Below are 24652 nucleotides of genomic sequence, written 5' to 3' on the forward strand. Positions count from 1 at the left end.
TTTTAATTTTTTGTGTTTATGATTTTCTTGCGACTCCTTCCTCTTCATGTTGAATGACTCTCTTACAAATAACGACTTCATTTTCAGAAATGCTGTTTGCAGTGATGTCCTGATCGAAATCTATATATTTTCTAAAGCTGAAAAACGATTTTTTGGTATAAAAGATCCAATAATAGGGTTCTCTTACTTCATCGGAAAGGTGAATAATAGATCCCGGGTTTTTGTGGTTATAATCATCAACCACTCTGTAAAACCAGTCTCCAAAAGTAATTCCGGTTGGAAGCGTTTTAGCTTTAATTCTGAATCGGTTTGAATCTTCAAGGTTTTTGCTTAATTCAACATTCAGAACCATCAAACGGTCAAAATCTGCCCCTTCAAAATCAGGAAGCTTTTGCTCTGGAGAATATCTCCATGTTTTATAAATATCAAAAGGAATACTGATAAATTGGATATAGCAATAATAAAACACCATAGGAACCACAAAGATCAGCATACTTGTAGCTGCCATTACAGCATATCCTGTACCTTTACTCATCCAGTTGAATAAAAGGGTAAATAAAAATCCACCCAAAGCAATACACGTTAATGAAAGTATAGATTCAAACAAAATACTCATTGCCAGAGAATCAATATGCTTTTTGAAATATTTGTGTAATAAGTTAACGTGAATAATCCCAAAAATAAGGTAAATAACCTGCGCAATGAGATACCAGTACGGATTAAAAAGATTTCCGGCAAATCCAAAAAAACCCGGTAGTGCCAGGCATAAACTGCACAGAAGAACGTATACAATAATTACTTTAATTTTGATCGCAGGTTTGTTTCTCCTGATAATCCCGAGGATAAACATCATGATGATAGCGATTAAAGGCATTAAAATATACCTTAAAAAAATACCTTTTACTGAAGAAATTTCCATTTGTTTCTTTTCGAATTTATACTTTGTTGGTAATTGTAAATATAATAAAATAATTTAGAGGAATGTAGAGTATCCAAGGCGGCTGGCATTTCTTTCATCATCCTTAAGACTAAACGAGTATTCCAGCTTTTCTGTAACGAAATTCTCTTCTATATCCACTGTCACAGGAAGAAAATAATCATACAGTGTTTGAAGAACTTTTCTGAACGGGCTTCCCGGAATATATTTTTTCATTTCCTCATAAGGAATTGGCCCAATATTTATCACCCAGTTTCGTTGTCCATCCATATGTCTTCCACTGGGAATATAAGTCACTCCCAATCTTGAATTCCCCAACAACATTGAATCATCATTTTTCTCGATTTCATCAATAACATTAGGAGAAAAAGTTACCTGAACCTGAACCTGAAGAAAAGCAGTCATACATCTTTCAAACCATCTTTTATCTCCACGAATCTGGTGGAAAAACGGCAAAATATGCATAAATATATAAGCACTCTGCTTATCCAGCATATCAATAAGCGGCCAAAGTTCACTTACCGTTTCCAGTAAAGCATCCGTATTGCTTGTGATATCAAATTCTGACTCTTTAAGTAGCGCACTGATCTCTGTAAAAAAAACTTCCAACTCAAATGGGCGGAAAAATTTTCGGGCATCATCCTCTACTCTTTTCTGTTTTCTGATTTCTCTTACAACCGTATCTACATTTTTTCTGGAAGCTCCGAGAGAAGGTGGGTGAAACAATCCTTCAGGAAGATAGTCATAAATTCCCTCTCTATAACTTTCTATCGTGAATACTTCCTCATCAAAACCCAGATAACTGCTCGAAATGCTTTTAATATCCTTTAAGTAAGCACGATCGTTCACACCGACTCTTTCAATAAATATATTGCTTACTGCCCGATGATATTTTAAAAGGTTAACAGCTACAGCCTCAGCTTTAAAGTCTGTCTGCAGCTTATTATAGTTCATATCTACTATATTGTTCTCATGCATAGTGTTTCCTGTGATTATGACTTGTAAAGATAATATATCTCATAAGTTTGAAAAAATATTTTGACAATAATTTTATTCTAAAAATACTAATTTATTGGTATTAAAAGGAATAATTTTCAGTAAATTCCGTAAAAATACGGTAATTGAAGAATTTGTTCAAGGTTAAAAGGTTAAAAGGTTAAAATTCAAAATTCAGTATCAAGGGTTTATCTTTTTGAGTTCAAGGTTGGATATTTAAAACTTCAGCTCATATCATTATTATATTACCTACAATACTTTGTATCCCGGAACTCGCATCATGTTCCCGAAAAATCATCCCCAAACCTAGTACAATTACTTATTTTATTTGGATTAAATTTTATTAACATCCCCCTTTGGAATAAATTCGGGATAATATATGCTTATTCGGAAAGAGGACTGTATCTTTGCAGACTGAAAATTGTTATTTAAAATGAAAAGTATTTATTCTAAAATTCTGATTTTAGCATTCATTTCCTCTTCACTTTATTCTTATGCGTGGGGATTGACGGGGCACAGAGTAATTGCAGATATTGCAGAAAATCACCTTTCCAGAAAGGCTAAGAGAGAAATCAAAAAAATAATGGGCAAGGAACGTCTTGCATACTGGGCTAACTGGCCAGACTTCATTAAATCTGATACTACAGGTGCTTGGAAGCAGGCTTCATCATGGCACTACGTAAACATCGATCCACAAACTGACTTTAAAGCTTTTGACCAAAACTTAAAAATGCAGGCAGGACCAAGTCTTTACACTCAGGTTAATACCCTATCCAGCCAGATTAAAGATGAAAAAACATCTGCAAAAGACAGAAAGATTGCTTTAATCTTCCTTATTCATATTATGGGAGATCTTGCACAACCATTACATGTAGGAAGAGCAGAGGATTTAGGAGGAAACAAGATTAATGTTACGTATTTCGGAGATAAAACCAATTTACATTCTGTTTGGGATGGTAAATTAGTAGATTCCCAAAAATATAGCTATACTGAATATTCTAAGCTTTTAGATATTAAATCTAAGGAAGAAGTTGCCCAAATTCAATCCGGAACTCTGGAAGATTGGTTATATGATTCTCACAAAATCGCCAACAAAATCTATGCACAGACTCCTAATGATTCAAAATTATCTTACGACTATCAATATAAGTTCAATGATACTCTTGAAAGACAATTGTTGTATGGAGGATTAAGATTGGCTAAAGTACTGAATGAGCTATTCTAATTGCACTAAAAATCTCATAGATATAGATAAAACGGAACTTTGGTTCTGTTTTTTTTTGAAGTTTGAGCATTAATAAAGATTGTGGTAAACCACTCCGTCAAAAATTCTTTGAATTTTTGCCACTCCAGAGGAAGGGAATGATGGAGGTCTTCTATATTACTTTTTTATTTTTTTACGGCTTTTTTTTACCTTCTCAATCCATGTTCCAGCCTCTCCTATTCACTTTCATCTAAAATATTTAATAAAAAATAAAAGCTGGTGTAACCTTTTTACTTTTCCATACGTATATTATATAGTAACTCTTTTTTGAGGAAAAAATAAATGAGACAATTAAAAATCACTAAGCAGGTTACCAACAGGGAAACTGCTTCATTAGACAAGTATTTGCAGGAAATTGGTAAAGTGGAACTGATTACTGCGGACGAGGAAGTAGAATTGGCACAAAGAATACGTGCTGGCGATAGAGCTGCATTGGAAAAATTAATTAAAGCCAACCTTCGTTTCGTAGTTTCTGTATCTAAACAATACCAAAACCAAGGTCTTTCCTTACCCGATTTAATTAATGAAGGTAACTTAGGATTAATGAAGGCGGCAAAAAGGTACGATGAAACTAGAGGTTTCAAATTTATCTCTTATGCAGTATGGTGGATCCGTCAATCAATTTTACAGGCGTTGGCTGAGCAATCAAGAATTGTAAGACTTCCGTTGAACAAAATTGGTTCCATCAATAAAATTAATAAAGCATACGCTCACCTTGAACAGGAAAATGAAAGACCACCTTCTCCGGAAGAATTGGCTGAAGTTCTTGACATGAGTGAGGAAGATATTAAAGAATCTATGAAAAACTCCGGTAGACACCTGTCTATGGATGCCCCTTTAGTAGAAGGTGAAGATTCTAATCTTTATGATGTATTACGTTCAGGTGAATCTCCAAGTCCTGATAAAGACTTAATGCTTGAATCTCTTCAGATTGAAATCGAAAGAGCATTGAACACTTTAACTCCAAGAGAGGCAGATTTGGTAAGATTATACTTCGGATTGAACGGAAAACACCCAATGACTTTAGAGGAAATTGGTGAGACTTTCGATCTTACAAGAGAGAGAGTTCGTCAGATCAAAGAAAAAGCAATTAAGAGACTAAAACACAATACCAGAAGTAAGATCCTTAAATCTTATTTAGGTAAATAATTTTAGCGCAAACAATTTTATAGGCGGAGTCTGTTTTCAGGCTCCGTTTTTTTATAAATATCCAGATAGTACTATTAAAATATTGTATAATGAAGTCATTAATGAAGCCAAAACCAGGTGATCTGTTTTATATTCCTTCCATCAGCGAATCGAATGAAAATGGATTTGTTATTGCCCGTTATATTGAATTTATTAAACCCAACCTAGGTCATCTTATTGAGGTTTTTGACCATTTTTACACCGAGCCTCCAAAAAACATTTCTGATGTAGATACAAGCAAGAGATTATTCCAGCCCATATTTTGCAGTATGCGCTTCTCAACAGGTATTCCAAGATGGAAAATACTGTTCAGTAATCCTGAATATGATAAATCTGAGTCAAATTATAAGGACATTACTTTCGTATTTGATAGAAGTCTCTGGATCGGCGGTGAAACGAAAGGAATAGAAACTGATGAAATGCAAAACATTGAGCCTTCTATTTGCTGGCGCATGAATCATATAATCTTTAGAGTATTAAACCATTTAAAAGGGTTTTTGTCTAACGATGAAGTTATGGACTATGACAAGATACCTATGGAATACAGACAAGATAATGAAATAGCCCAGAAAAGAGTAAACGAGATTGCAGAAATAATGCATGACAAGTTTCAATCCTGGAAATAAAGCATATATAATTATAATTTTAGAGATTTTAAATAAAGAAATATTGATTTACTTTCAATCTTATAAATTATTGTAACAATTTTCAACGTTTGTTCAACTAATTAAAATCATATCCAGTCATTATTGATGACGAATTCCAAATGATTATCTTTAGTTGCCGGGATATGATATATATTATAAACCCCAATAAAACATACTATGAAAAAAATACTTTTCGCTTCGGCAATAGCTTTATCGGTGCTTTCCTGCAAAGAAAATTCTACCAAAAAACATGCGGTCGTAGAAAATGCTGTTGACAACGCAGAATCTTCAATTTCCAGCTCTATTAAGAAAAATACCCGATCTTATGGAAATCTTGTTCATGAAATATATGATGAACTTTTAAAAAATAATAAAGCTTTACAGGAACTCGACCAAAAAATAGAGGCTATTAATAAAGAAGCCGAAGAGACGATTGCCGAATATAATAATGTAATCGGCAAATCAGAAACATATTATAATGATGCTGTGGCCCTTTCAAATTCAGTAACTGATTCTCTCACTAAAAAGCAGATTGAACAAGAGATTAAGGCCAGTTCTGATCGGTATAACCTAAAAACACAGACCATTAAAATTTTAATTGATAAAATCAGAAAAAATAATGCGGCTATTCGTGATCATTACGTCGTATTCAAAATCAGAAAAACTCTTCCTGAAATTGAAAAGTACCAAAATGCCCATCCTTTAAAAACGAATAATCTGGATCAGTTTATCAACAAACAGAATCAATTATTGGAAGAATTAAAAAAAATAAAATAACAAGACCTCATGAACTATACTACACAATGGCTTACAGATAAAACGCGTATTAAGGAATTGGTAGACTTTTTTATCACTCATAAAACAGATTCTTACATTTCTCATGGCGAGATGATGTCCGGAAGAGCTATAGATACTCATCACTGGAATCCGGATCTTGATGTCATTTTAACGGAGCAGCTCCTTACAGATTTCAATTCCGATGGCAGTTCAAAACTGAATATTTTAATTGCAGAAGATGAAAACGTACAAATTGTCGGAATGATGGTCTTCAATGTTATCAACAGTCCTTTTAAAAAGTATGCGATTCTGGAAGATATGCTTTTGGATGAGTCTGTAAGAGGACAATCTCTTGGAAGTAAGCTGCTGGAAAAAGCTATTGAGGAATCTAAAAACTGGAATATCAGCTTTATTTTGCTGGAAAGCGGAGTGAATAATCACGGAGCGCATCAGTTTTTCAATAGGTATGGCTTTAAAAAGGTATCGGAAAGTTATATTTTGACTCTATAAACTTTAAGATGGGAAATCACAAAGGCACAAAGGATACAGATTGGTTAAAATGCTTTTAAGACGCAAAGATTTTATCTCAGATAAAATTAAATACGGATAATGATCGCCACAAATACCTTTAGATTTGCAAAAGGAATTAGTGGCATAAAATATTTGTGTCCTTTCTTATTTCCAACAGCATCACTTCACAAAATAAATAATGAATACAATCTCAATCATTGGAGCTGGAATAGGTGGTCTTACTTTGGGAAATGTTCTTCAACAACATGGATATGATTTTACAATCTACGAATCCGCACAGGAAATAAAACCTGTAGGAGCAGGAATTATGATGGCTGTAAATGCTATGCAGGTCTTTGACAAACTTGGATTAAAAGAAAAGATTGAAAGTGCCGGAAACAAAATCCATAGAATTACCTTATCCAACGAATCTCTGAAACCATTTTCAAAAACGGAAATTCTCACCCTGGAAAAACAATATAATTCCTGTAATGTAGCCATTCATCGTGCAGAATTACAGCGTATTCTTGCAGAAACCCTTAATCCGGATTCCATTCAGCTTAATCATTCTTTACAGACAATTGAAAAGAAAGAAAACTATATTTTAGACTTTGAAAATGGAAATCAGATTGAAAGCACCATTGTTTTTGGTGCTGATGGTATAAAATCGCCTATCCGAAACCAAATTCTAAAAACAGGATCAATCCGAAGTTCCGGACAGAAATGCTGGCGTGGGCTGGTTGACTTTGAGCTCCCCGAGCGGCATCATCATGAAGCTTTTGAAATGTGGGGAAAAGGAAAACGTTTTGGCTTCGTAAAGATCTCTGAGAAAAAAGTGTACTGGTATGCTTGCATCAATGAAAAAAGTTTTAGCAGATACGCACAAATTGCAGAAATATTTAAAGATTTCGATGATTTGGTTTTGAACCTTATTGAAGCCACCCAAAAAGAAAATATCATCTGTAACGAAATTACAGACCTCGCCCCTATTGTTCAATGGTATACTGAAAACCTCTGTCTGATTGGGGATGCAGCTCATGCTACAACGCCCAACATGGGACAAGGTGCCTGTCAGGCCATTGAAGACGCCTATGTGATTGGCAGGCTACTGGAGAAAAATAAAGATTTTAATGTTGTTTTTGAAGAATTTCAGAAAATCAGAAGAAAAAAAGTAGATTATATTGTAAATACAAGCCGTACTATTGGAAAAATTTCTCAATGGGAACACGGAAATTCATTGCGTAATTTTATGATGAGTTTAATTCCTGAAAGTATCAATCAAAAAATGGCCAGGAAGATTATTGAACTGGATCTATAAGCGTAACAAGTACAATTTCAATCTAAAAGAATTATCAATTATCATTTTCTATGGAAATAAATGACTAAATTAACAAATATCAAAATCAAAAAATATGAAAAAAATCTTTTATGTATTACTCCTGCTGATAGGGTTCCAAAGCTTTCAGGCACAGGAGGCTCAATTATTGGACAGAAAATTGTTTTTTGGAAATCCTGAGATTACCGGCGGCCAATTGAGCCCGGATGGAAAATGGATTTCATTCCTGAGGGAATATGGTGGAATCATGAATATTTGGGTGAAAAAATTTGATGAACCCTTTGAAAAAGCCCACCCATTAACTGACAGCAAACGACCGTTAAACGGATATTTCTGGTCGGAAGATGGAAAATACATCCTGTATATAAAGGATAAAAACGGCGATGAAAACCTCAATATTTTTGCAGTAGATCCAATGGCTAAGGCCACCAATGGAGTTCCTGAATCGAGAAACCTAACCCCACTTAATGAAGTAGCAGCCCAAATCTATATGGTTAGCAGAAAAGATCCTGATCTGATAATGGTAGGATTAAACAACCGTGATAAAGCATGGCATGATCTGTACTCATTAAAAATTTCTACGGGTGAACTGAAAAAGGTTTTCGAAAATAAAGACCGTATTACAGGATACGATTTCGATTGGGATGAAAAGCTTAGAATTTTAAACAGAACGGATGATAAAGGAACAACTCAGTTCCTGTATAAAGATGGTGATCAACTAACTCCCATCTATGAAACGCTAGTTACTGAAGAAGCTTATATTCCGAACTGGAATGAAGATAATTCAAAGTTTTATCTGGTAACCAATAAAGGAGATCTGGATCAATCTGCATTATTTTTGATGGATCCAAAAACCAAACAGATCACCAAAATAGAAAATGATCCTAAAGGAAAAGTAGATTTTGGCGGCTTATCTGCAGACAGAAATACAAGAAAAATTATTTTCACCTCTTACACGGGTGATAAAACCGAATACTACTGGAAAGATAAAAATTGGGAAGCTAACTATAAATTCCTGCAAGGTAAATTCCCAGGTAAAGAAATTAATTTTTCAAGCTCCACAAAAGATTATTCCAAATTCTTAATCTCAGTTTGGAGTGACCAATATGTTTCTGAGTCTTATTTTTTCGATACCAAAACAAAAGAATTAATTTTCCAATATACTCCAAGACCAGAACTGAAGAAAGTTGAAAAATACCTTGCTTCAATGACCCCCATCCGCTACAAAAGCAGTGACGGACTTGAAATTCCAGCCTATCTTACTTTACCAGCAGGATCTTCAGGTAAAAATGTGCCTGTAGTGGTTTTAGTTCATGGAGGGCCAAAAGGTCCTAGAGATTATTGGGGCTATAATTCAAATGTACAGTTCCTTGCTAACAGAGGATATGCTGTATTGCAGCCTAACTTCAGAGCAAGTGGCGGATATGGGAAAAAGTTTCAGAACGGTGGCGATCTACAATGGGGAAAATTGATGCAGGATGATATAACATGGGGTGTAAAATACCTGATTGATAAAGGAATTGCTGATAAAAACAAAGTAGTTATTATGGGGGGAAGTTATGGTGGCTATGCTACTCTGGCCGGATTAGCATTCACTCCTGATGTATATGCTGCAGGAGTTGATATTGTGGGGCCTAGTAACCTTTTCACTCTATTGGATTCTGTCCCTGCCTATTGGGAATCTGCGCGTGCCTCCCTTTATGGTATGGTAGGTGATCCAAAAACTGAAGAAGGTAAAAAGCTCATGCATGACGCAAGTCCGTTATTCAGTGTCAATAAAATTAATAAGCCTTTACTGATTATTCAGGGGGCTAATGATCCGAGGGTAAAACAGGCTGAGGCAGATCAGATTGTCATAGCTCTTCGTGATAAAGGTAAAAAAGTAAATTATATTTTAGCTGATGATGAAGGACATGGATTCAGAAAACCTGTAAACAGTATGGCAATGTATGCTGAGACAGAGAAATTCCTTTCTGAAGTGATTGGCGGAAGATATCAAAAAGATATGCCTGATGATGTTGCAAAACGTCTGAAGGAAATGACGGTTGATATTACAAAAGTTACTTATACTCCCAAAGTCCCGGAAACTAAAGCAAAATAAACAGTATAAAATTCAATATAAAACCATCTCATTTTAGAGATGGTTTTTAGTTTTTTACTATAGATTTTCTTCCTTTATTCTTCTATTGGTCTTCTGTATGGATTGACTCTATCCAGTCCACAACTTCTTTGATCTCTTCATCAGACAGCTTTGCATCGTGATGAAGATAGAGATAGGAAGAAAGTGGCATTTTTCTTTGCTTTATCTGATTCTCAATAGATTCTAATTTATGAGTTTGTTTCCTTTTGCTGTACAATCCCCATTCACTAAAATTCAACTCTTTTTTCCCTTCTTTGATATGATTTTCAAGAAAAAAACTTAAGGGTTGAATGTAGGCATAAACAGGATAATTCGTTCCATTACTATGACAATCATAGCATGAGGCTCTCAAAATAGATTGTACATTTCCGGGGATCCGATACACTTTTGAAATGTCAGATGAAGGTACCTGTCCATAATCAATATTACGGACAGGCTGAATCACCTGAATTATTAAAAAAATAAGGATTAATCCCAAAAATATTCTTTTAATGAAGGGACTCATTTTTCTACAGAACCTTTTTTACAGATCCACAGTTGAGCATTTTTGATCCTTCATATGGATTTACAATTTCCTTGGTCTCACTAATCCAGATTCCTCCTTTTCCATTATTGTACATAGGACAGAAATCCTGATATAATTTTAAACCACCGGTTCCTACTTCTCCGATCAAATCTGTAATATCATTGCTCAAAGCCAGTAAATGTTCCCTCTGATGTCCTATATCATCAACGTTTTCGCCAATATGTTCTGCATTTTCTGATGCACTTTCCAAAATATCACGCAACTCAGAATTGCTTTTTACATTGGTATTACTGATATCTATTTTCTTTAATATAGAAAACAGATTTTTAGCGGCATCGGAAGCTTTTTTAGAATCATCCTGAGTCAACGCATTTTTTAAAGGAAGATATCCTTTGATCACTTGCTGTATCGGAAACGCTGAAAGTTCAACAGTTTCTTTTTTATTTTCCACCAGACTTTCTTTTACTTCTGGATTTTGATTTGAAGCAACAACAGAATCAGTTTTATTTACGGTTTTGATTTCCGGTTCTACTGATTTACTTTCAGATGTTTTATTTTCGGGTTTAGTACATGAATATAATGTAGCTCCCACCAACAATATGGTTATTATATTTTTCATTGTTTCTGACTGATTTTATAAAATAATGTGATTAAAAATTAATACGTTAAGGTAACACCGGCACCCCAGCCCATTTCGTTATCATAATTTCCGGAAAGGGATAAATATTTCTGAACGATATATCTTATTCCTGTTGAAAATTCCCCATCTGAATTGATACTGAAGTTCCCCCTCAGCCTTCTGGAAAGTGGAATATCTTCTCTGCTCAGTTCCAGCAATACTTTTCCGTTCTGATCTACGCTTGCATCTGCCGTAATCAACATGGGTAATACATACTGCATCCCGACCATGAACGAATATCTGCTTTTTGAAGCTTTCTGTTGTCCGAACCAGGTTTTCTTCCCATGAAAATCCATTCCCATATCTTCTGCCATTTGCCTTTCCATAATTTCATGGTTTTTTTGAACTCTGAATCCTGCATAGGGCAATGCCCACTGGAATTTACCTAAGAATCGTCCTACTTTTGCACTTCCTTCAAAATGATCGAAGTTCCAATTTGTGTGAAACTCATTCAGGTTAGCCCATCTTGGCCCAAACATCGTCATTGTTTCTGCATGGATTTTATTGCTTGCAACATCCAGCATGGCCATGGAACTTACCATTTTATTGTCTTTCAAGAAGTTTTTCCAAGCCAGCTTTCTGTTCGGAAGCTGTGGATTCGGTTTTGAATTTTCATAACTGAAGATTCTTCCCATTCCTGCCATCATGTGATACAGGATATGACAGTGGAAGAACCAGTCTCCATCCTGATTGGCTGCAAATTCAATGGTAACAGTTTCCATCGGCATAATATCTACCACATTTTTCAATGGTGAGTACTCTCCTTTTGAATTTATCAATCTGAAATCATGCCCATGAAGGTGCATCGGGTGACGCATCATGGAATTATTATACAATTTGATTCTTAAAATCTCACCTTTTTTAATTAGAATTTTATCTGTTTCTGTCACTGTTTTGTTGTCCAGTGTCCACAGATAATGGTTCATATTTCCTTCCAGCGTAAACTTCATATTACGAACACTGTCTGTAGGAAGAATTGTTTTTTCAGGAGATTTTAAAATATTGTACGACAATCTTTTGATGGTTTTTTCTTCAGCCATATCCATTCCTGCATGCTGAGAATGATCTTCACTTTTTTTATCTTCCTTCGTTTTCACTCCCATCATTTCGTTGATGTGCTTCATCGTTGTTTTTCTTTGTTTTTCTGAAAGCTCAGGATACATTACTTCATTCATATCCATCATCTGATTTCCCATCGTCATGGTCATTGGCTTCATATTTCCGCTCATTTCCATCATTCCGTTCATCATTTTCATACCTTCAAAAAGCATCAGTCTTGGTAAGTTAGGCGCTTCTACTTTATCACCGGAACCAAGCCAAAGGGATGCATGCCCAATTCTATCTTCCGAAGTCGCACGGAATTCAAAGCTTTTATTCTCAGGAATCGTTACTTCAATATCATAAGTTTCCGAAACTCCGACAATCAATCGGTCTACTTCTACCGGAACCACATCATTTCCGTCATTTCCTACTACTTTTATTTTCCCGCCGCCATAATTCAGCCAAAAATAAGTAGATGAACCTCCATTGGCGACTCTTAATCTTACTTTATCACCTCCTTTCAGGTTAGAGTAATCAGAACTTGGAGCTCCGTTAATCAGGAACTTATCGTAATACACATCACTCACATCCATCGCTTCCATTCTTTTCCATTCGTTCAGGGCCTTTGTTCCGAAGTTTCCGGATTTAATAGCTTCCCAATAACTCTGGACTGCATTTTTCTTTACTGCATACCAATCTGTATTGGCCATGTGCAATCTGCGGGCGATCTGCATAGGATCATCATCACTCCAATCTCCCAATAATACAGGAATTTCCGCATTATATTCTGTTCTGGGCTCCCCTTCTCTCTTTTTAAAGACTAAAATTCCGTTCATTCCTATCTGCTCCTGTAATGCTTCATGAGAATGATACCAATAGGTTCCGTTTTGAGAGATTTTAAACTTATATAAATGGGTTTCACCCGGTTTTACAGGTTTTGTGGTAAGATAGGGAACTCCATCATGTTCATTAGGGAGAATCACTCCATGCCAGTGAAGTCCTGTATTTTCCTTAAGCATATTGTGCAGGTAAATTTCCGCAGTATCTCCTTCTGTAAAGTACAATGTAGGAGCCTGAAGTTTACCGTTGATCGCAATCGCTCTTCTGTTTTTCCCTGTAAAATTGACAATGGTATCTTTTACATACAGATCGTAACGAACTTTTTTTCCACCAAAAGTAAGTTTTCCGTTTTCAGAATTTCTTCTTAAAACAGGTTTTTCTTCTTTTGGAGCTTCAACAACCGTGTGTTGATGATCTTCTTTTTCTACCAGCTCCATTCCACATTTAGGACACTTTCCCGGTTTATCTGAAATTACTTCAGGATGCATAGGGCAAGTATAAGTAGCTTGAGGTTTAGTTTTTGATAGAGATGAAATTTGAGGCTGACTCACTGATTTTAAAGCAGGCTTAGCCATCTGAACTGGCTCTGCTTTCCTTAGTCCGCTTACTTTTTTAACTTCTTCAACTTTTTTTTGATGTACTTTTGTTTCTACAGGTTTTGTTTGTGCCTCTACTTTCGGTATAGATTTTACTGCTGGCTTTACTACAACTGTTTTCTTTACCAATGTCATTTTACACTTCGGGCAGTCCCCGGGTTTTGAAGAGATAACTTCAGGGTGCATAGGACAGGTATAATAGGTTTTTGTGGTTTGCGCGAATGTAAAAATAGAGAACAAAAGAACCAGAAACATTATTAGTTTTTTCATAATATTCCGAACTTTTAGAAGTTGTAGAGTTTAAAGTTTAAAATAAATTAAACCCCACAACTTATTGTTTTAAAGATTAATACAATACTTATTTAATTTCTGACTTTACACTTCCACATGAAAGCATAGATTTTCCGTAGTATGGATTCATGATTTGTTTTTCATCACTTAACCAACTTGCATCAGCCATTGGGCAGTATTGTACATAAACCGGTTTTTCGGAAAGCTTGAATTCCTTCGTCAGACTAATCATATTGTCTGATAAATTGAAGAAAGTCTCTCTCTGGGCTGCAACGGTTCTCGCTTCTGAAATGGCAGAAGCATCTTTTCTAAGAATATTAAGGTTTCCTTCTGAAACCAATTTATAATCGATGGATGAAGCCGTTTTAATGAATTCTGTAGCCGCTTTTGAAGTTTGGTCTGCATCATCAGAAGCTAAAGCTGACTTAATCGCAATATAATTCTGATAGAGCTTTGAAACCTGAGCATCTTTTTTAGATTGTGCTGAAAGTGAAATAACTGAGAATAAAGATAGAGCTGCTGTAATGATATACTTTTTCATTGTTTTAAATTTTAGAATTAATTTTTTAATAAAGAATAAGGGTAACGCACAGGTAATGCGTCAAGACATGTCATTCTGTACCGATATTACAATAACATCGAAAACGACGGACGGATTCTAAATTCTAAAATTACAATGATTGATATAGATGGGTACCGGCCTGTATTCCGGTGGTGCATTGATCTGAATCTGAGTGAATTTGGTAGCAGAAAAAGATCTGTCTACAAAGGCAAACTGATGCATGACAGGAATTTCTGAAATCTGTCCTAAAAAATCAACGTTAAGCAGATCAGACTTTTGCGAGTCATCTACTTTTACAACTTTGATCTCTGTTTTGCAGCATCCTTTTTTATCCTTTACACCACATTTACCACAAATATCATCAACTTTCTGGCTTACAGAAACAAATTCTTTCATACAGTAATGGATGCTAAATGCTGCTCCGGAAGAGAATCCGAAGTAGAAAATAGAAAACAGTATGGCAAGAATCTTTTTCATTGTTGAGACAAAGTTAACAATATCCCGTAAACCGTTGTTATAAAATTTTGTATTGTTGTTATAAAATTCCGGTAAATAAAAAATCCCCTGAAAAATAATTCAGAGGATTTTTGTTTTATATGCTCCTCGCAGATGATGCGGATTGAGAATATTTTATAGTTTAAATTCTAACTTCACATTGAAGAAACGTCCTGTAAGACGTACCGGAACCGGATACATATAATTGGTATTATAATCCGTGATCCATTGGTTAGCCACTGTGTTATTAATATTAAATGCGTTGAAAACCTGTACTCCTAAAGATAATTCCTGGAAATTACCCCAGAAACCGGATTTTTTATTTTTATCCTTTGGATCAATAAATACTTTTGTTAATCCAATATCTACTCTTTTGTAAGCAGGCAATGTTTTCTGATAACTGTATGCTGAATTGAAATCCGGCTGCCCGTTATCATTAAACATTACGGGAGATCCTGTTGGTAATCCCATCGCATACACCAGAGTAAGGTTTACCCTCATAGATGGGAATTGCGGCATATAATCCTGATAGAACATCGCCACCCTGAATCTCTGATCCGTAGGTCTTGGAATATCTCCTCTTCCCTCAATATTTTCATACACTCTTGCATAACTCGCCGATAACCAAGAATCTACTCCAGGAACAAATTCACCGAATAATCTGGTGTCAATTCCATAGGCATATCCTTTAGCATTATTCTGTCCTGAGTAACGGATTCTCACATTATCCATATAATACGGAATCAGATTATCCATTTTTTTGTAATAAAGCTCCGTTGTTAATTTAAACGGTCTGTCATACATATAGAATTCATAGTCATTAGCAAGAATTGCCTGGATAGATCTTTGTGATTTTATATTGGGGTTGAAATTTCCGTCGAGGTCTTTAATCTCTTTATAAAACGGAGACTGATAATAGATTCCTCCAGAAAGTTTAAATAACATATCTGTATCCCAATCTGGTTTTATTGCAAACTGAACTCTTGGAGAGACTATTGTTTCTTTATTGAAACTCCAGTTAGATACTCTTACTCCGGCATTTAAGAACACCTTACTTGCTCCCCAGTAGAATTTTTGAGAATACTGGGCATACGCAGATAATCTTGTCGGTTCAATATTATTTTTCCCTGCAATATAATAGAACATTCTAAGATCCCCTGTGGTAGTTCCTGATCTCGGATCAATCACTTCCGGTCTTGGAAGGCTGTATCCGGCAGAATCTACCAGTTTCCATTCATTGGTAAGATCTTTAAGATTTTCTTTTTCGTATTTGAAACCAACCTCAATATCTGTATTTACATTAGGGGAAAACTTAGCTCTGAACTGAGTTCCGTAAGTTCTTACAAACAGGTCATTTCTGGCATGTTCTGTCTGTCCTCCCATATCATAGCTAGAAACAGGTTCTTTTGTTATTGGGTCAAATGTCTGCAGCTCATATTCTGAACGGATGGTATAATATTCTCTTTCCCTGTTCTGATAAGCAAAAGCATCCAAGGTAAGTTTCCATTTATCAGCCGGCTTATAGTTCATAGAAAATGTACCCATCATATTTTTATATTGGTCATTTTCCTTACCAGCATAACCTATATTTACCGTAATAGGCTGCTGAAGACTTCCAAAAGTTACACTTTTCGCCTTAGGAATCATCTCATAATCATTCTTAGAATAATATCCTATGAATGACATGGAGAGTTTATCATTAACATGATAATTCAAATACGACTGGAAATCCCAATAAGTAGGATTAAAGTCTGTATCTTCTTTTAAGGTGTTAAGAACAAGATTGGTATTTCTGTATCTTCCAGAAAATAATGCTGTAAATTTCTTATTCTTTGAAGCTAAACCGGTGGTTAATCTACCTCCAATTAGGCTTGCTTCACCGGAAACCTCAAATTTTTCAGGCTCACGGTAATAGATATTTAAAGCAGAAGACATTTTATCACCATATTTGGCTTCAAATCCTCCAGCAGAGAAATTCACAGTGGAAACCATATCCGGATTAATGATACTCATCCCCTCCTGCTGAGAGTTTCTGATCAGAAAAGGTCTGTAGATCTCAATATCATTGATGTAGATAAGGTTTTCATCATAGTTTCCACCACGCACCATATACTGGGAAGACAGCTCAGTGTTGGAGTTTACGGAAGGGAGCGTTTTAATCAGTCCCTCAATTCCGCCACTGATAGAAGCTACTGCTTTCGCTTCTTTTGCAGAAATTTTTACATTGGTAAGATCATTGGTTCTTCCTGTTGTTTTTTTCTGGAACACAACTTCCTCTATATCGGTCACTCTAGTGGTCGCCGTATCCTTTTTTCTTTGTTGGGAGAAAATCAGAATAGGAACCATAAGGCTTAGCGGTAAAACTAGTTTTTTCAAAAGAAATATTTTAGAATTTCTAAAATTAATGTTTTTTTAACAATTACAAAATTGATTCTCTAATTCTTGTCAATTTTTGTAATAAATCTTCTAATAAATCCAGTCTTAACATGTTGGCACCATCAGATAATGCCGTTTCCGGAGTTGGATGAGTTTCAATGAAAATTCCGTCTGCTCCTACTGCAATTCCTGCTTTGGCGATGGTTTCAATAAGATCCGGCCTTCCTCCTGTTACTCCAGAACTTTGGTTAGGCTGCTGTAATGAATGCGTAACATCCAGAATCACAGGCGCATATTCTCTCATGGTAGGAATTCCTCTGTAATCTACGATCAGATCTGTATATCCGAAAGAATTTCCTCTTTCAATAATGGCTACTTTCTGATTGTTTGAATCTGTAACTTTCTGCACAGCAAATTTCATGGATTCCGGTGAAAGGAACTGTCCTTTTTTCAGAGATACACATTTTCCTGTTTTAGCAGCAGCCACTAATAAGTCTGTCTGGCGTACCAAAAATGCAGGAATCTGAAGAACATCTACATATTGTGCCGCTAATGCTGCATGCTCATTTTCGTGAATATCCGTAGTGGTAGGAATATTGAAGGTCTCACCTACTTTCTTAAGAATTTCAAGAGATTTCTCTTCTCCAATGGTTGTGAAAGAGTCTACACGGCTTCTGTTAGCCTTTTTGAAACTCCCTTTAAAAATATAAGGAATATTATACTTGTCTGTAATGTTAATTACTTTTTCAGCAATTCTAAGTGCCATATCTTCCCCTTCAATAATACAAGGTCCTGCAATAAGGAAAAAGTTCTTTGAATCTTTGTGCTGAATATTATCTAAATACTGAATCATTTTGTTATAATTAAAAAGTTCAGTAAAAATACTGAGAAAGTTTCAGACTTGGAAATTATTTGAGGAGAGAGTTTGAGGTGGACTGGAGATAATAGATAATAGATGATAGATGATAGATGATAGATGATAGATGATAGATGATAGATGATAGATGATAGATGATAGATGATAGATGATAGATGATAGATGATAGATGATAGAGAAAGGTAATGCCAATATTGTAAGCAGATGTATTTTTCGGATTAAGTTTTAATTAAAATTTCAGATAGTAATTCAATGCTACAATTTCCTCATATTCTTCAACACTGTGTTTATCATTGACTATGTCGAAATAATATTCATCAACTAAAAGGAGATAATCTGCGATTTCTGAAAGAATCTAAACTCTGGATTTTAAAATCTAAGACTAGATTCCTTGCGGAATGAAAACAGATAAGCTATCAATTACATACGTAAGATTTTTTTATTTCCCACAGATTTCACGGATTTACACAGATGCTTATGGATATTTATATGAATATTAGTATATTTTGTGTTGTATAAATAAAAACAGCTTATCTATCTGCTAAGTCTGTCAGAAAATATGCAGAGTACAATTTTATCGAAGATAAAATCCTTGCGCCTTAAAAACAGAAGATATTCAAAAAAAACTAGCGCCTTTGCGATTTCCAACATATAAGATTGCTTTGCTCGCAATGACAAAGATTATGGATATTTTAGGTTTTGGCTAAAGCCAATGGAATTGTAATTAAAAAAAGAAGAACAGGCTAAAGCCCGTTCCTATTGAATGATACTGTTCTGATCCAGAATTTGTATGTATTTGTTGCTCCCTATTTTTAAATTCTGTGGTATACTACTCCATTTTTTTCAAGATCTTCTCGAAAGTATTTACGTTTCTGCTGGTCATTTGATCTTTCAGGCTTTTCTTTCCTAAAACTTTTCCAAAGGTAGAATCTAATGTATTTCCCTTGGGGACCTGCCAATAAAATATATCATTAACGATTTCAGCTTTTTCATTTTCTGCCTGAGCAGCTTTTTTAAACTCTTCCATCAAAACATTTTCCACGCCTGATATTCCAACAAAACCATAAATGTGAAGGTCATCATTTTTTGCAAAAGGAATACTGTTCCAGAAAACTTCTGTTTCTTCGTGAGATTTGATGAACAGGAAAGATTCGTAGGAAAAATGCTCTGACATTGCTTTTTCAAGAATTATTTTTAATTCACCAGCACTTTTATCAGAGGAAAACACAATATTTCCGGAAGCTAATATAGAAGTTACTTCTTTCATTCCGGCATCCTTGAAAACCTGGCATACATCTGCCATTTTCATATTGGTTCCTTTTACATTGACACCGCGGAGAAAAGCACAATATTTCATAAGTTAGGTATTAGGTTTTAGATAATGGTTTATAGGAGTCTGGATTTAAAAATTCAAGTGTTTTAAAGACTGCTCTTAGAATTCTGCTCTATTTTAATTAATTCGGATATATAAATTATAGTCTGTTCCGGAAGGCTTCAGATTGTAGATCTTTTCTAATATTTTATTGTCACTTTTCAAATGATCTTTCACTCTGAATTCCTTTAATAATTTATAGTGGGCTTGATAATATGCTGCATTTTTACCCTGGTATAAATTCTGATATGAAAGCAAGTATTTTGGTTTTCTGTTTTTAACCGTGTTGATCCAGTAATTTGTTTTATCTTTTTTGATTTCTTCCTGAATCTGTTTGTCTACCAACCCAACTTCATCAATGGTTTTTAATCCCGAAAAATAAGGTACATAACCCGCAGGCTCCAGTAAAATCCATTGATTTTTATCTTTCTCATATTGGTTCAGAAATGTACCGATTGTTCTTCTATAATTCCATTCTCCATTTCCGGTTGCAATAGAATGAATGGTTTGGAAAGCTAACATCGGAGCAATATAAAATACAATAAGCAATGATAACCATACGTTTCTTCTCTCTTTCTGCTCTAATACAAAAATAAGAACCGGAACAAAAAGCAGCAACTGCGGCACCCAGTAATACCAGTCGAATAAGCTTTTTTGAGAGATAAAAATAATCTGCTTTACCCATCCGAAAATAAAGATCATCCACAGAAAGTAATTTCTCTTTTCTCTTTGTCGGATAAGGTAAATAAAGCAAAGCAATTCAAAAATAAGAACAATCACTGTGATAGGATTGAAAGCTCCCGGAACTTTCAGCATTCCCCAGAAATTTCCAAAGCTAATCAGAAAATAGTCCAGGTGTTCTCCAAAAGTAAATTGTTGCTCATAAAGTAATTTTTTTGCTGTAATTGTGTTATTTACCACTTCTCCAAAATAGAACCAGTTGAAAGCAACTGTTGATAAAGCTCCTAAAACTCCACCAAAAATATAGTTCCATCTGATTTTTCTGTTCCAGAAAAGATCAACAAGAAATACAATTCCAAGGAAAATAACAGTATCTATCCTTGTAAACATAATCAGTATTGGAAGAAGGGTCAACACCCATTTTTTCCCTTTGTTGAAACCATAATATAACAGAGACATTTCCAGGAAAAACAGGATTCCATACTCCATTCCGAGGATTGAAATCTTAATAGCTGGGGGCAAAATTCCGATTAAAAAAATGAAAATGACCTTATGCCAAGGATTTTTAAGAACCAAATGTGATAAGAATAATGTTCCTATTGTAAACAGAATGGAATTAAAAATCAAAAGAGGTTCTATAAAATATTCTTTACCAAAAATAAGGTTGAAAATATAGGACACAAAAACATACAAATGAGTAGTAGAAGCAGAAATCTTAGTATCTCCATTGAAACCAATTACTCCATAATCCAGTAAATTCTGAGCTACTCTCCAAGTGATGAAAGCATCTTCCTGAATATAGTGTGTCAATAAAAAAAGAAGTTTAAAAACTACCGTAACGATTACGGCATAGATTGGGAACCTGCTATTCTGTGTTTCTGCCATTATGCATTTTTAGTTCCACAAATATAATCTTAAAATTCAGGATTCCCAATAACAAAAAAAAACGGAACCGAAGTTCCGTTTTAAAAAAGTGTTTTATTGTGTTACTTTGATAATCGCTGAAGTGATCTGATTTTCTTTTTCCTTAGAATAAGTTGAATCGAAAGGTTCCATTACATCAAATAAATATTGGTAGAATGGTGTGATCGTTTGAACATCTTCAGATTGTTTCATTGCTTTTTCTTTGCCCATCTGCTGAAGTTCCTTCACAAAAGCATTGAATTTTTTATCAATCGGCTCAATGGATTTTACCAGATAAGCATATGCTTTTTCTTTTTGTCCAATCTTCATATAAGCATCTGTAACCGCTGCTACGACAAGAGAATATTCCATTGGCTTTGTTCTCATTTGTCTTCTCACGTAGCTTTGATCCGCTTTAGAAAGGCTTAAATAATAATCATACTCGTCAAAGATTCCTTTTTTAAGTACTTCTGCTAATTGTAATCCTTTTTGCTCCTGCCCTGCAACAATATATCCGGTTACAATTGAGCTTAGTGAGCGTGGATCATTGTATTTTTCAGCAGGAATTTCTTTTGCTGCAAGATCCAAAATTTCTAATGCTTTTGCTTTCTGTCCTTTTAATGCCAATGCTGAAGCTGCTCTGCTTGCTGACATTCTGTAGCTGATAATGTTTGAAGTTGCTGTTTCATCAAAGTGAGCGCTTAGATCTTTAAAGTTCCCCCATCTGAAGTTTTTCACTACATTATAAAGATTGTTGGCATCTACTCTTCCCATATCTCCATCTGCTGATGGTAAAGTCTGGATTGGAATTAATCTGTAGCTGAATCCGTCAAACTGAAGATAATCATTAAGGTAGAAAATATTTTCACTGTCATAAATACCTCCTGAAGAGAAGTTAATCGGACGCTTCCAATCGAAATTCGCCAATAAATCCATTAAGATCAGGTTGTTTTTATATAAGGTATTTCCTTTGTAAGTAATCATGATCTGATTGGCCACTTTCGGAAGATCTTCCGGATTGATAATTCCTGCTTTTAAAGCATTGTCTTTATTTACAGGAAGGATAAATTTGTTCACTGGAAGAATGTTATACTTTTCATATTTCTCTTCTCCAAAGTACATTTTTAGTAACTGATCTTTTTCAGGAGATTTGAATTTGATAAACTTAATCGCCTCTTTCAGAGTTAAAGAATCCTGTGTAAGGTACTTTCTGAAATCTTTGAATTCTGTATCCGGAACTCCCTGTTCTTTCAACATATTGAAAACACCTTCCCAATCTTCCTTCTTCATCATATAGATCTGGTCGTTTACTCCGTCTCTGTAATCATCGTGAGTCAATTCACTTGGAAGCCCCATTGCATTATAAGTTCTTCTTTTTACCTGGTCAAGATTCCAAGGTGTTGAAGCCAATGTGAAGTTAACCACTTTTACATCATCTCTGAATCTTTCCGTTTCCTGGATTGCCCAAACCGGATAGGTATCGTTATCACCGTACACGAATAAAATATCGTTCTTAGGTAATGATTTTAAAACTGAATATGCATAATCGTATGCTGTGTATCTGTTGCTTCTGTCATGAACATTATAGTTCTGGAATCCCATCATGAAAGGAACTCCTAACAACACAACTCCCAATGCAATATTAGCACCATTGGATTTAATCTTAGATTGGGCAAACCATAAAATTGCTCCTGCACCTAATCCGATCCAGATCGCAAAAGCATAGAATGATCCCACCATTGCATAATCTCTTTCTCTCGGTTCAAAAGGTTTTACTCCTGTATAGAAAACAATTCCGACACTTGTAATAATGAATAAAGATAATAAAGCATAGAATCTTCCGAAGTCTCTGTTCAGTTGGAAAAAGAACCCGATTAACCCTAAAAGTAATGGCAGGAAGAAGAATGCTACGGTACTTTCATTTTTGAATTTAGCAGGCATTTTATCCTGATTTCCTACATTTACATTATCAATAAAAGGAATTCCGGAAATCCAGTTTCCTTTTGTGCTTTCCATGTTTCCTTCAAGATCATTCTGTCTTCCTACATAGTTCCACAACAGGTATCTTACAAAGTAATATCCATTCTGGAAAGAAATAAAATAATCCATATTCTGAAGCAAAGAAGGCTTCTGAACATTAATAAGATTATAAGGTTTTACCTTTAAATAATCTGCAGCTGTAATAGATTTATCATCATACTTAGCTCTCAGTTCATCAAATATTTGTTTAGCCTGAGGGTTATCTGCCACATCTTCATTGCCATAATTGAATGTGAAATCAGGAGCCCCATACATTGAAATGTAGTTAGACATTACATCTTTATCCTCATTAAACATTCTTGGCATTAAGCTTACCTGAGACTTATTGAAAACATAATTGAATCGGTCACCCGTCTTTCTGTAGCGGTTCGTTTTCTCATCTTTTTCATAAATTTCTCCGGTTTTTTTTGTCTTAAAACTTCCGTCTTCATTCTTTTCAATCCCATTTGCGTCAAGGAAAGCCGTATAATTTTGGCCATAGATCGTTGGCCAGTCACCATACTGTTCTCTGTTATAATAATCCAACATACCAATTGCCGTATCCGGATCGTTAAGGTTCATTGGTGGATTAGCATTCGCTCTAATTGGAATTACCATCCAGCAAGAGAACCCGATAATCATATACACCGCCGATAAAGCAACCGTCTGGTATAGATTTTTTTTCGTTTTTCTGGCATATTTGATTAAGAAATAACTGATTGCCACCATTAGAATAAAGGCTGCAATTGTTCCGGAGTGGAAAGGAAGTCCAAGACCGTTTACAAAGAAAATTTCCAGTCTTCCGAACATCGTCATAATTAACGGGAAGATAATTTTGAAGACCAAACTCAAAATTAACAAGGTAATAAGGTTAGCCCAGATAAAGTTTTTCCAGGTAAAATTATAGTTTCTTGCATAATATACAAGACACACCATAGGAGTTGCCAGCATACACATCATGTGTACCCCAACAGAAAGTCCTAAAACGAAGAAAATAAGGATAATCCATCTCTCACTGTCTGCTGCCTGATACTCATTTTCCCATTTCGTAATCAACCAGACCAAAAGCGCGATAAACATAGAAGCCATTGAGTAAACCTCTCCTTCTACTGCCGAGAACCAGAATGTATCCGAGAAGGTGAAACACAATGCTCCTACCGCTCCCGCAAATAAAATAGAGATTTCCTGATGTTTTGTAATTTCTTCAAAATCTTTGTTCAGCAATCTTCTCACAAAATGAGTGATCGTCCAAAACAAAAATAAAATAGTCAGTGCGCTGAACAATGCAGACATCGCGTTGATTACGATGGAGTAATTTTCGCCTTTCCCTAATGCAAACATGGCCGCCACAGCGCCCACAATCTGGAATAAAGCCGCTCCGGGAGCGTGCGTTACTTCAAGTTTTACTGCAGAAGAAATGTACTCGCCACAATCCCAAAAACTGAAATTGGGTTCTATGGTGGACAAGTACGTGAAAAACGCAATGACGAAAATCACCCATCCTAAAACGGTGTTCCATTGCCTAAAAGTCCAATTTTTCATAGTATTAAATCAATTATGCGAAAATAAGGCTTTTATATTATTTTATATTGTTTTTAA

General features: G+C 35.1%; 19 protein-coding genes. 7 read left to right on the forward strand and 12 right to left on the reverse strand.

What is annotated here, in order from left to right:
* Window positions 1-16: 16 nt before the first annotated feature.
* Both CHSO_RS13925 and CHSO_RS13930 read right to left on the reverse strand, forming a co-directional pair.
* Window positions 17-919 carry a TssN family type VI secretion system protein gene (locus CHSO_RS13925; RefSeq protein WP_045497008.1) on the reverse strand — a complete coding sequence of 301 codons (903 nt, stop codon included), beginning with the start codon at window positions 917-919 and terminating at the stop codon, window positions 17-19.
* Window positions 920-973: 54 nt separating this feature from the next.
* Window positions 974-1891 carry a type VI secretion system baseplate subunit TssG gene (locus CHSO_RS13930; protein ID WP_232509071.1) on the reverse strand — a complete coding sequence of 306 codons (918 nt, stop codon included), beginning with the start codon at window positions 1889-1891 and terminating at the stop codon, window positions 974-976.
* 475 nt (window positions 1892-2366) lie between these two features.
* Between CHSO_RS13930 and CHSO_RS13935 the strand changes: the two genes are divergently transcribed.
* The 7 genes from CHSO_RS13935 (at window position 2367) to CHSO_RS13965 (ending at window position 9756) form a co-directional block, all read left to right on the forward strand.
* Complete coding sequence (locus tag CHSO_RS13935; protein WP_045497012.1) at window positions 2367-3158, forward strand: S1/P1 nuclease; 792 nt, start codon at window positions 2367-2369, stop codon at window positions 3156-3158.
* A gap of 321 nt (window positions 3159-3479) precedes the next feature.
* Window positions 3480-4346, forward strand: a complete 867-nt coding sequence (locus CHSO_RS13940) for an RNA polymerase sigma factor RpoD/SigA (protein WP_002979276.1) — start codon at window positions 3480-3482, stop codon at window positions 4344-4346.
* Window positions 4347-4435: 89 nt separating this feature from the next.
* Window positions 4436-5011, forward strand: coding sequence for an Imm26 family immunity protein (locus tag CHSO_RS13945; RefSeq protein ID WP_045497016.1), 576 nt, complete (start codon window positions 4436-4438; stop codon window positions 5009-5011).
* 198 nt (window positions 5012-5209) lie between these two features.
* Entirely contained in the window at window positions 5210-5809 is a 600-nt protein-coding gene (locus CHSO_RS13950) for a hypothetical protein (RefSeq protein WP_045497019.1), read from the forward strand.
* 9 nt (window positions 5810-5818) lie between these two features.
* Window positions 5819-6319 (forward strand): GNAT family N-acetyltransferase, encoded by a 501-nt coding sequence (locus tag CHSO_RS13955; RefSeq protein ID WP_045497021.1) that lies wholly within the window; start codon window positions 5819-5821, stop codon window positions 6317-6319.
* Window positions 6320-6518: 199 nt separating this feature from the next.
* Complete coding sequence (locus tag CHSO_RS13960) at window positions 6519-7637, forward strand: FAD-dependent monooxygenase (RefSeq protein ID WP_045497023.1); 1119 nt, start codon at window positions 6519-6521, stop codon at window positions 7635-7637.
* A gap of 94 nt (window positions 7638-7731) precedes the next feature.
* Entirely contained in the window at window positions 7732-9756 is a 2025-nt protein-coding gene (locus CHSO_RS13965; RefSeq protein WP_045497026.1) for an alpha/beta hydrolase family protein, read from the forward strand.
* 82 nt (window positions 9757-9838) lie between these two features.
* Here the strand turns inward: CHSO_RS13965 and CHSO_RS13970 are convergent, their stop codons facing one another.
* The 10 genes from CHSO_RS13970 to CHSO_RS14015 all read right to left on the reverse strand — a co-directional run bounded on the left by CHSO_RS13970 (window position 9839) and on the right by CHSO_RS14015 (window position 24595).
* Window positions 9839-10300 (reverse strand): heme-binding domain-containing protein, encoded by a 462-nt coding sequence (locus CHSO_RS13970; protein ID WP_045497028.1) that lies wholly within the window; start codon window positions 10298-10300, stop codon window positions 9839-9841.
* A gap of 4 nt (window positions 10301-10304) precedes the next feature.
* Window positions 10305-10940, reverse strand: a complete 636-nt coding sequence (locus CHSO_RS13975; protein ID WP_045497031.1) for a DUF3347 domain-containing protein — start codon at window positions 10938-10940, stop codon at window positions 10305-10307.
* Between the two features lie 38 nt (window positions 10941-10978).
* Window positions 10979-13747 carry a multicopper oxidase domain-containing protein gene (locus tag CHSO_RS13980; protein WP_232509072.1) on the reverse strand — a complete coding sequence of 923 codons (2769 nt, stop codon included), beginning with the start codon at window positions 13745-13747 and terminating at the stop codon, window positions 10979-10981.
* 88 nt (window positions 13748-13835) lie between these two features.
* Complete coding sequence (locus tag CHSO_RS13985) at window positions 13836-14309, reverse strand: DUF3347 domain-containing protein (RefSeq protein ID WP_045497034.1); 474 nt, start codon at window positions 14307-14309, stop codon at window positions 13836-13838.
* A 117-nt stretch (window positions 14310-14426) separates the two neighbouring features.
* Window positions 14427-14807: an HYC_CC_PP family protein gene (locus CHSO_RS13990; protein WP_045497037.1), complete on the reverse strand. Its 381-nt coding sequence runs from the start codon at window positions 14805-14807 to the stop codon at window positions 14427-14429.
* Between the two features lie 153 nt (window positions 14808-14960).
* Window positions 14961-17201, reverse strand: coding sequence for a TonB-dependent receptor plug domain-containing protein (locus CHSO_RS13995; RefSeq protein WP_045497039.1), 2241 nt, complete (start codon window positions 17199-17201; stop codon window positions 14961-14963).
* Window positions 17202-17244: 43 nt separating this feature from the next.
* Window positions 17245-18054, reverse strand: a complete 810-nt coding sequence (gene kdsA, locus CHSO_RS14000; RefSeq protein ID WP_045497043.1) for a 3-deoxy-8-phosphooctulonate synthase — start codon at window positions 18052-18054, stop codon at window positions 17245-17247.
* 853 nt (window positions 18055-18907) lie between these two features.
* Complete coding sequence (locus tag CHSO_RS14005; protein WP_045497046.1) at window positions 18908-19435, reverse strand: DUF1697 domain-containing protein; 528 nt, start codon at window positions 19433-19435, stop codon at window positions 18908-18910.
* Between the two features lie 93 nt (window positions 19436-19528).
* Complete coding sequence (locus CHSO_RS14010) at window positions 19529-21016, reverse strand: hypothetical protein (protein ID WP_045497049.1); 1488 nt, start codon at window positions 21014-21016, stop codon at window positions 19529-19531.
* A 93-nt stretch (window positions 21017-21109) separates the two neighbouring features.
* Window positions 21110-24595 (reverse strand): DUF2723 domain-containing protein, encoded by a 3486-nt coding sequence (locus CHSO_RS14015; protein WP_045497052.1) that lies wholly within the window; start codon window positions 24593-24595, stop codon window positions 21110-21112.
* Between the last annotated feature and the right edge of the window lie 57 nt (window positions 24596-24652).

The sequence above is a fragment of the Chryseobacterium sp. StRB126 genome (assembly GCF_000829375.1).
Taxonomy (GTDB): domain Bacteria; phylum Bacteroidota; class Bacteroidia; order Flavobacteriales; family Weeksellaceae; genus Chryseobacterium.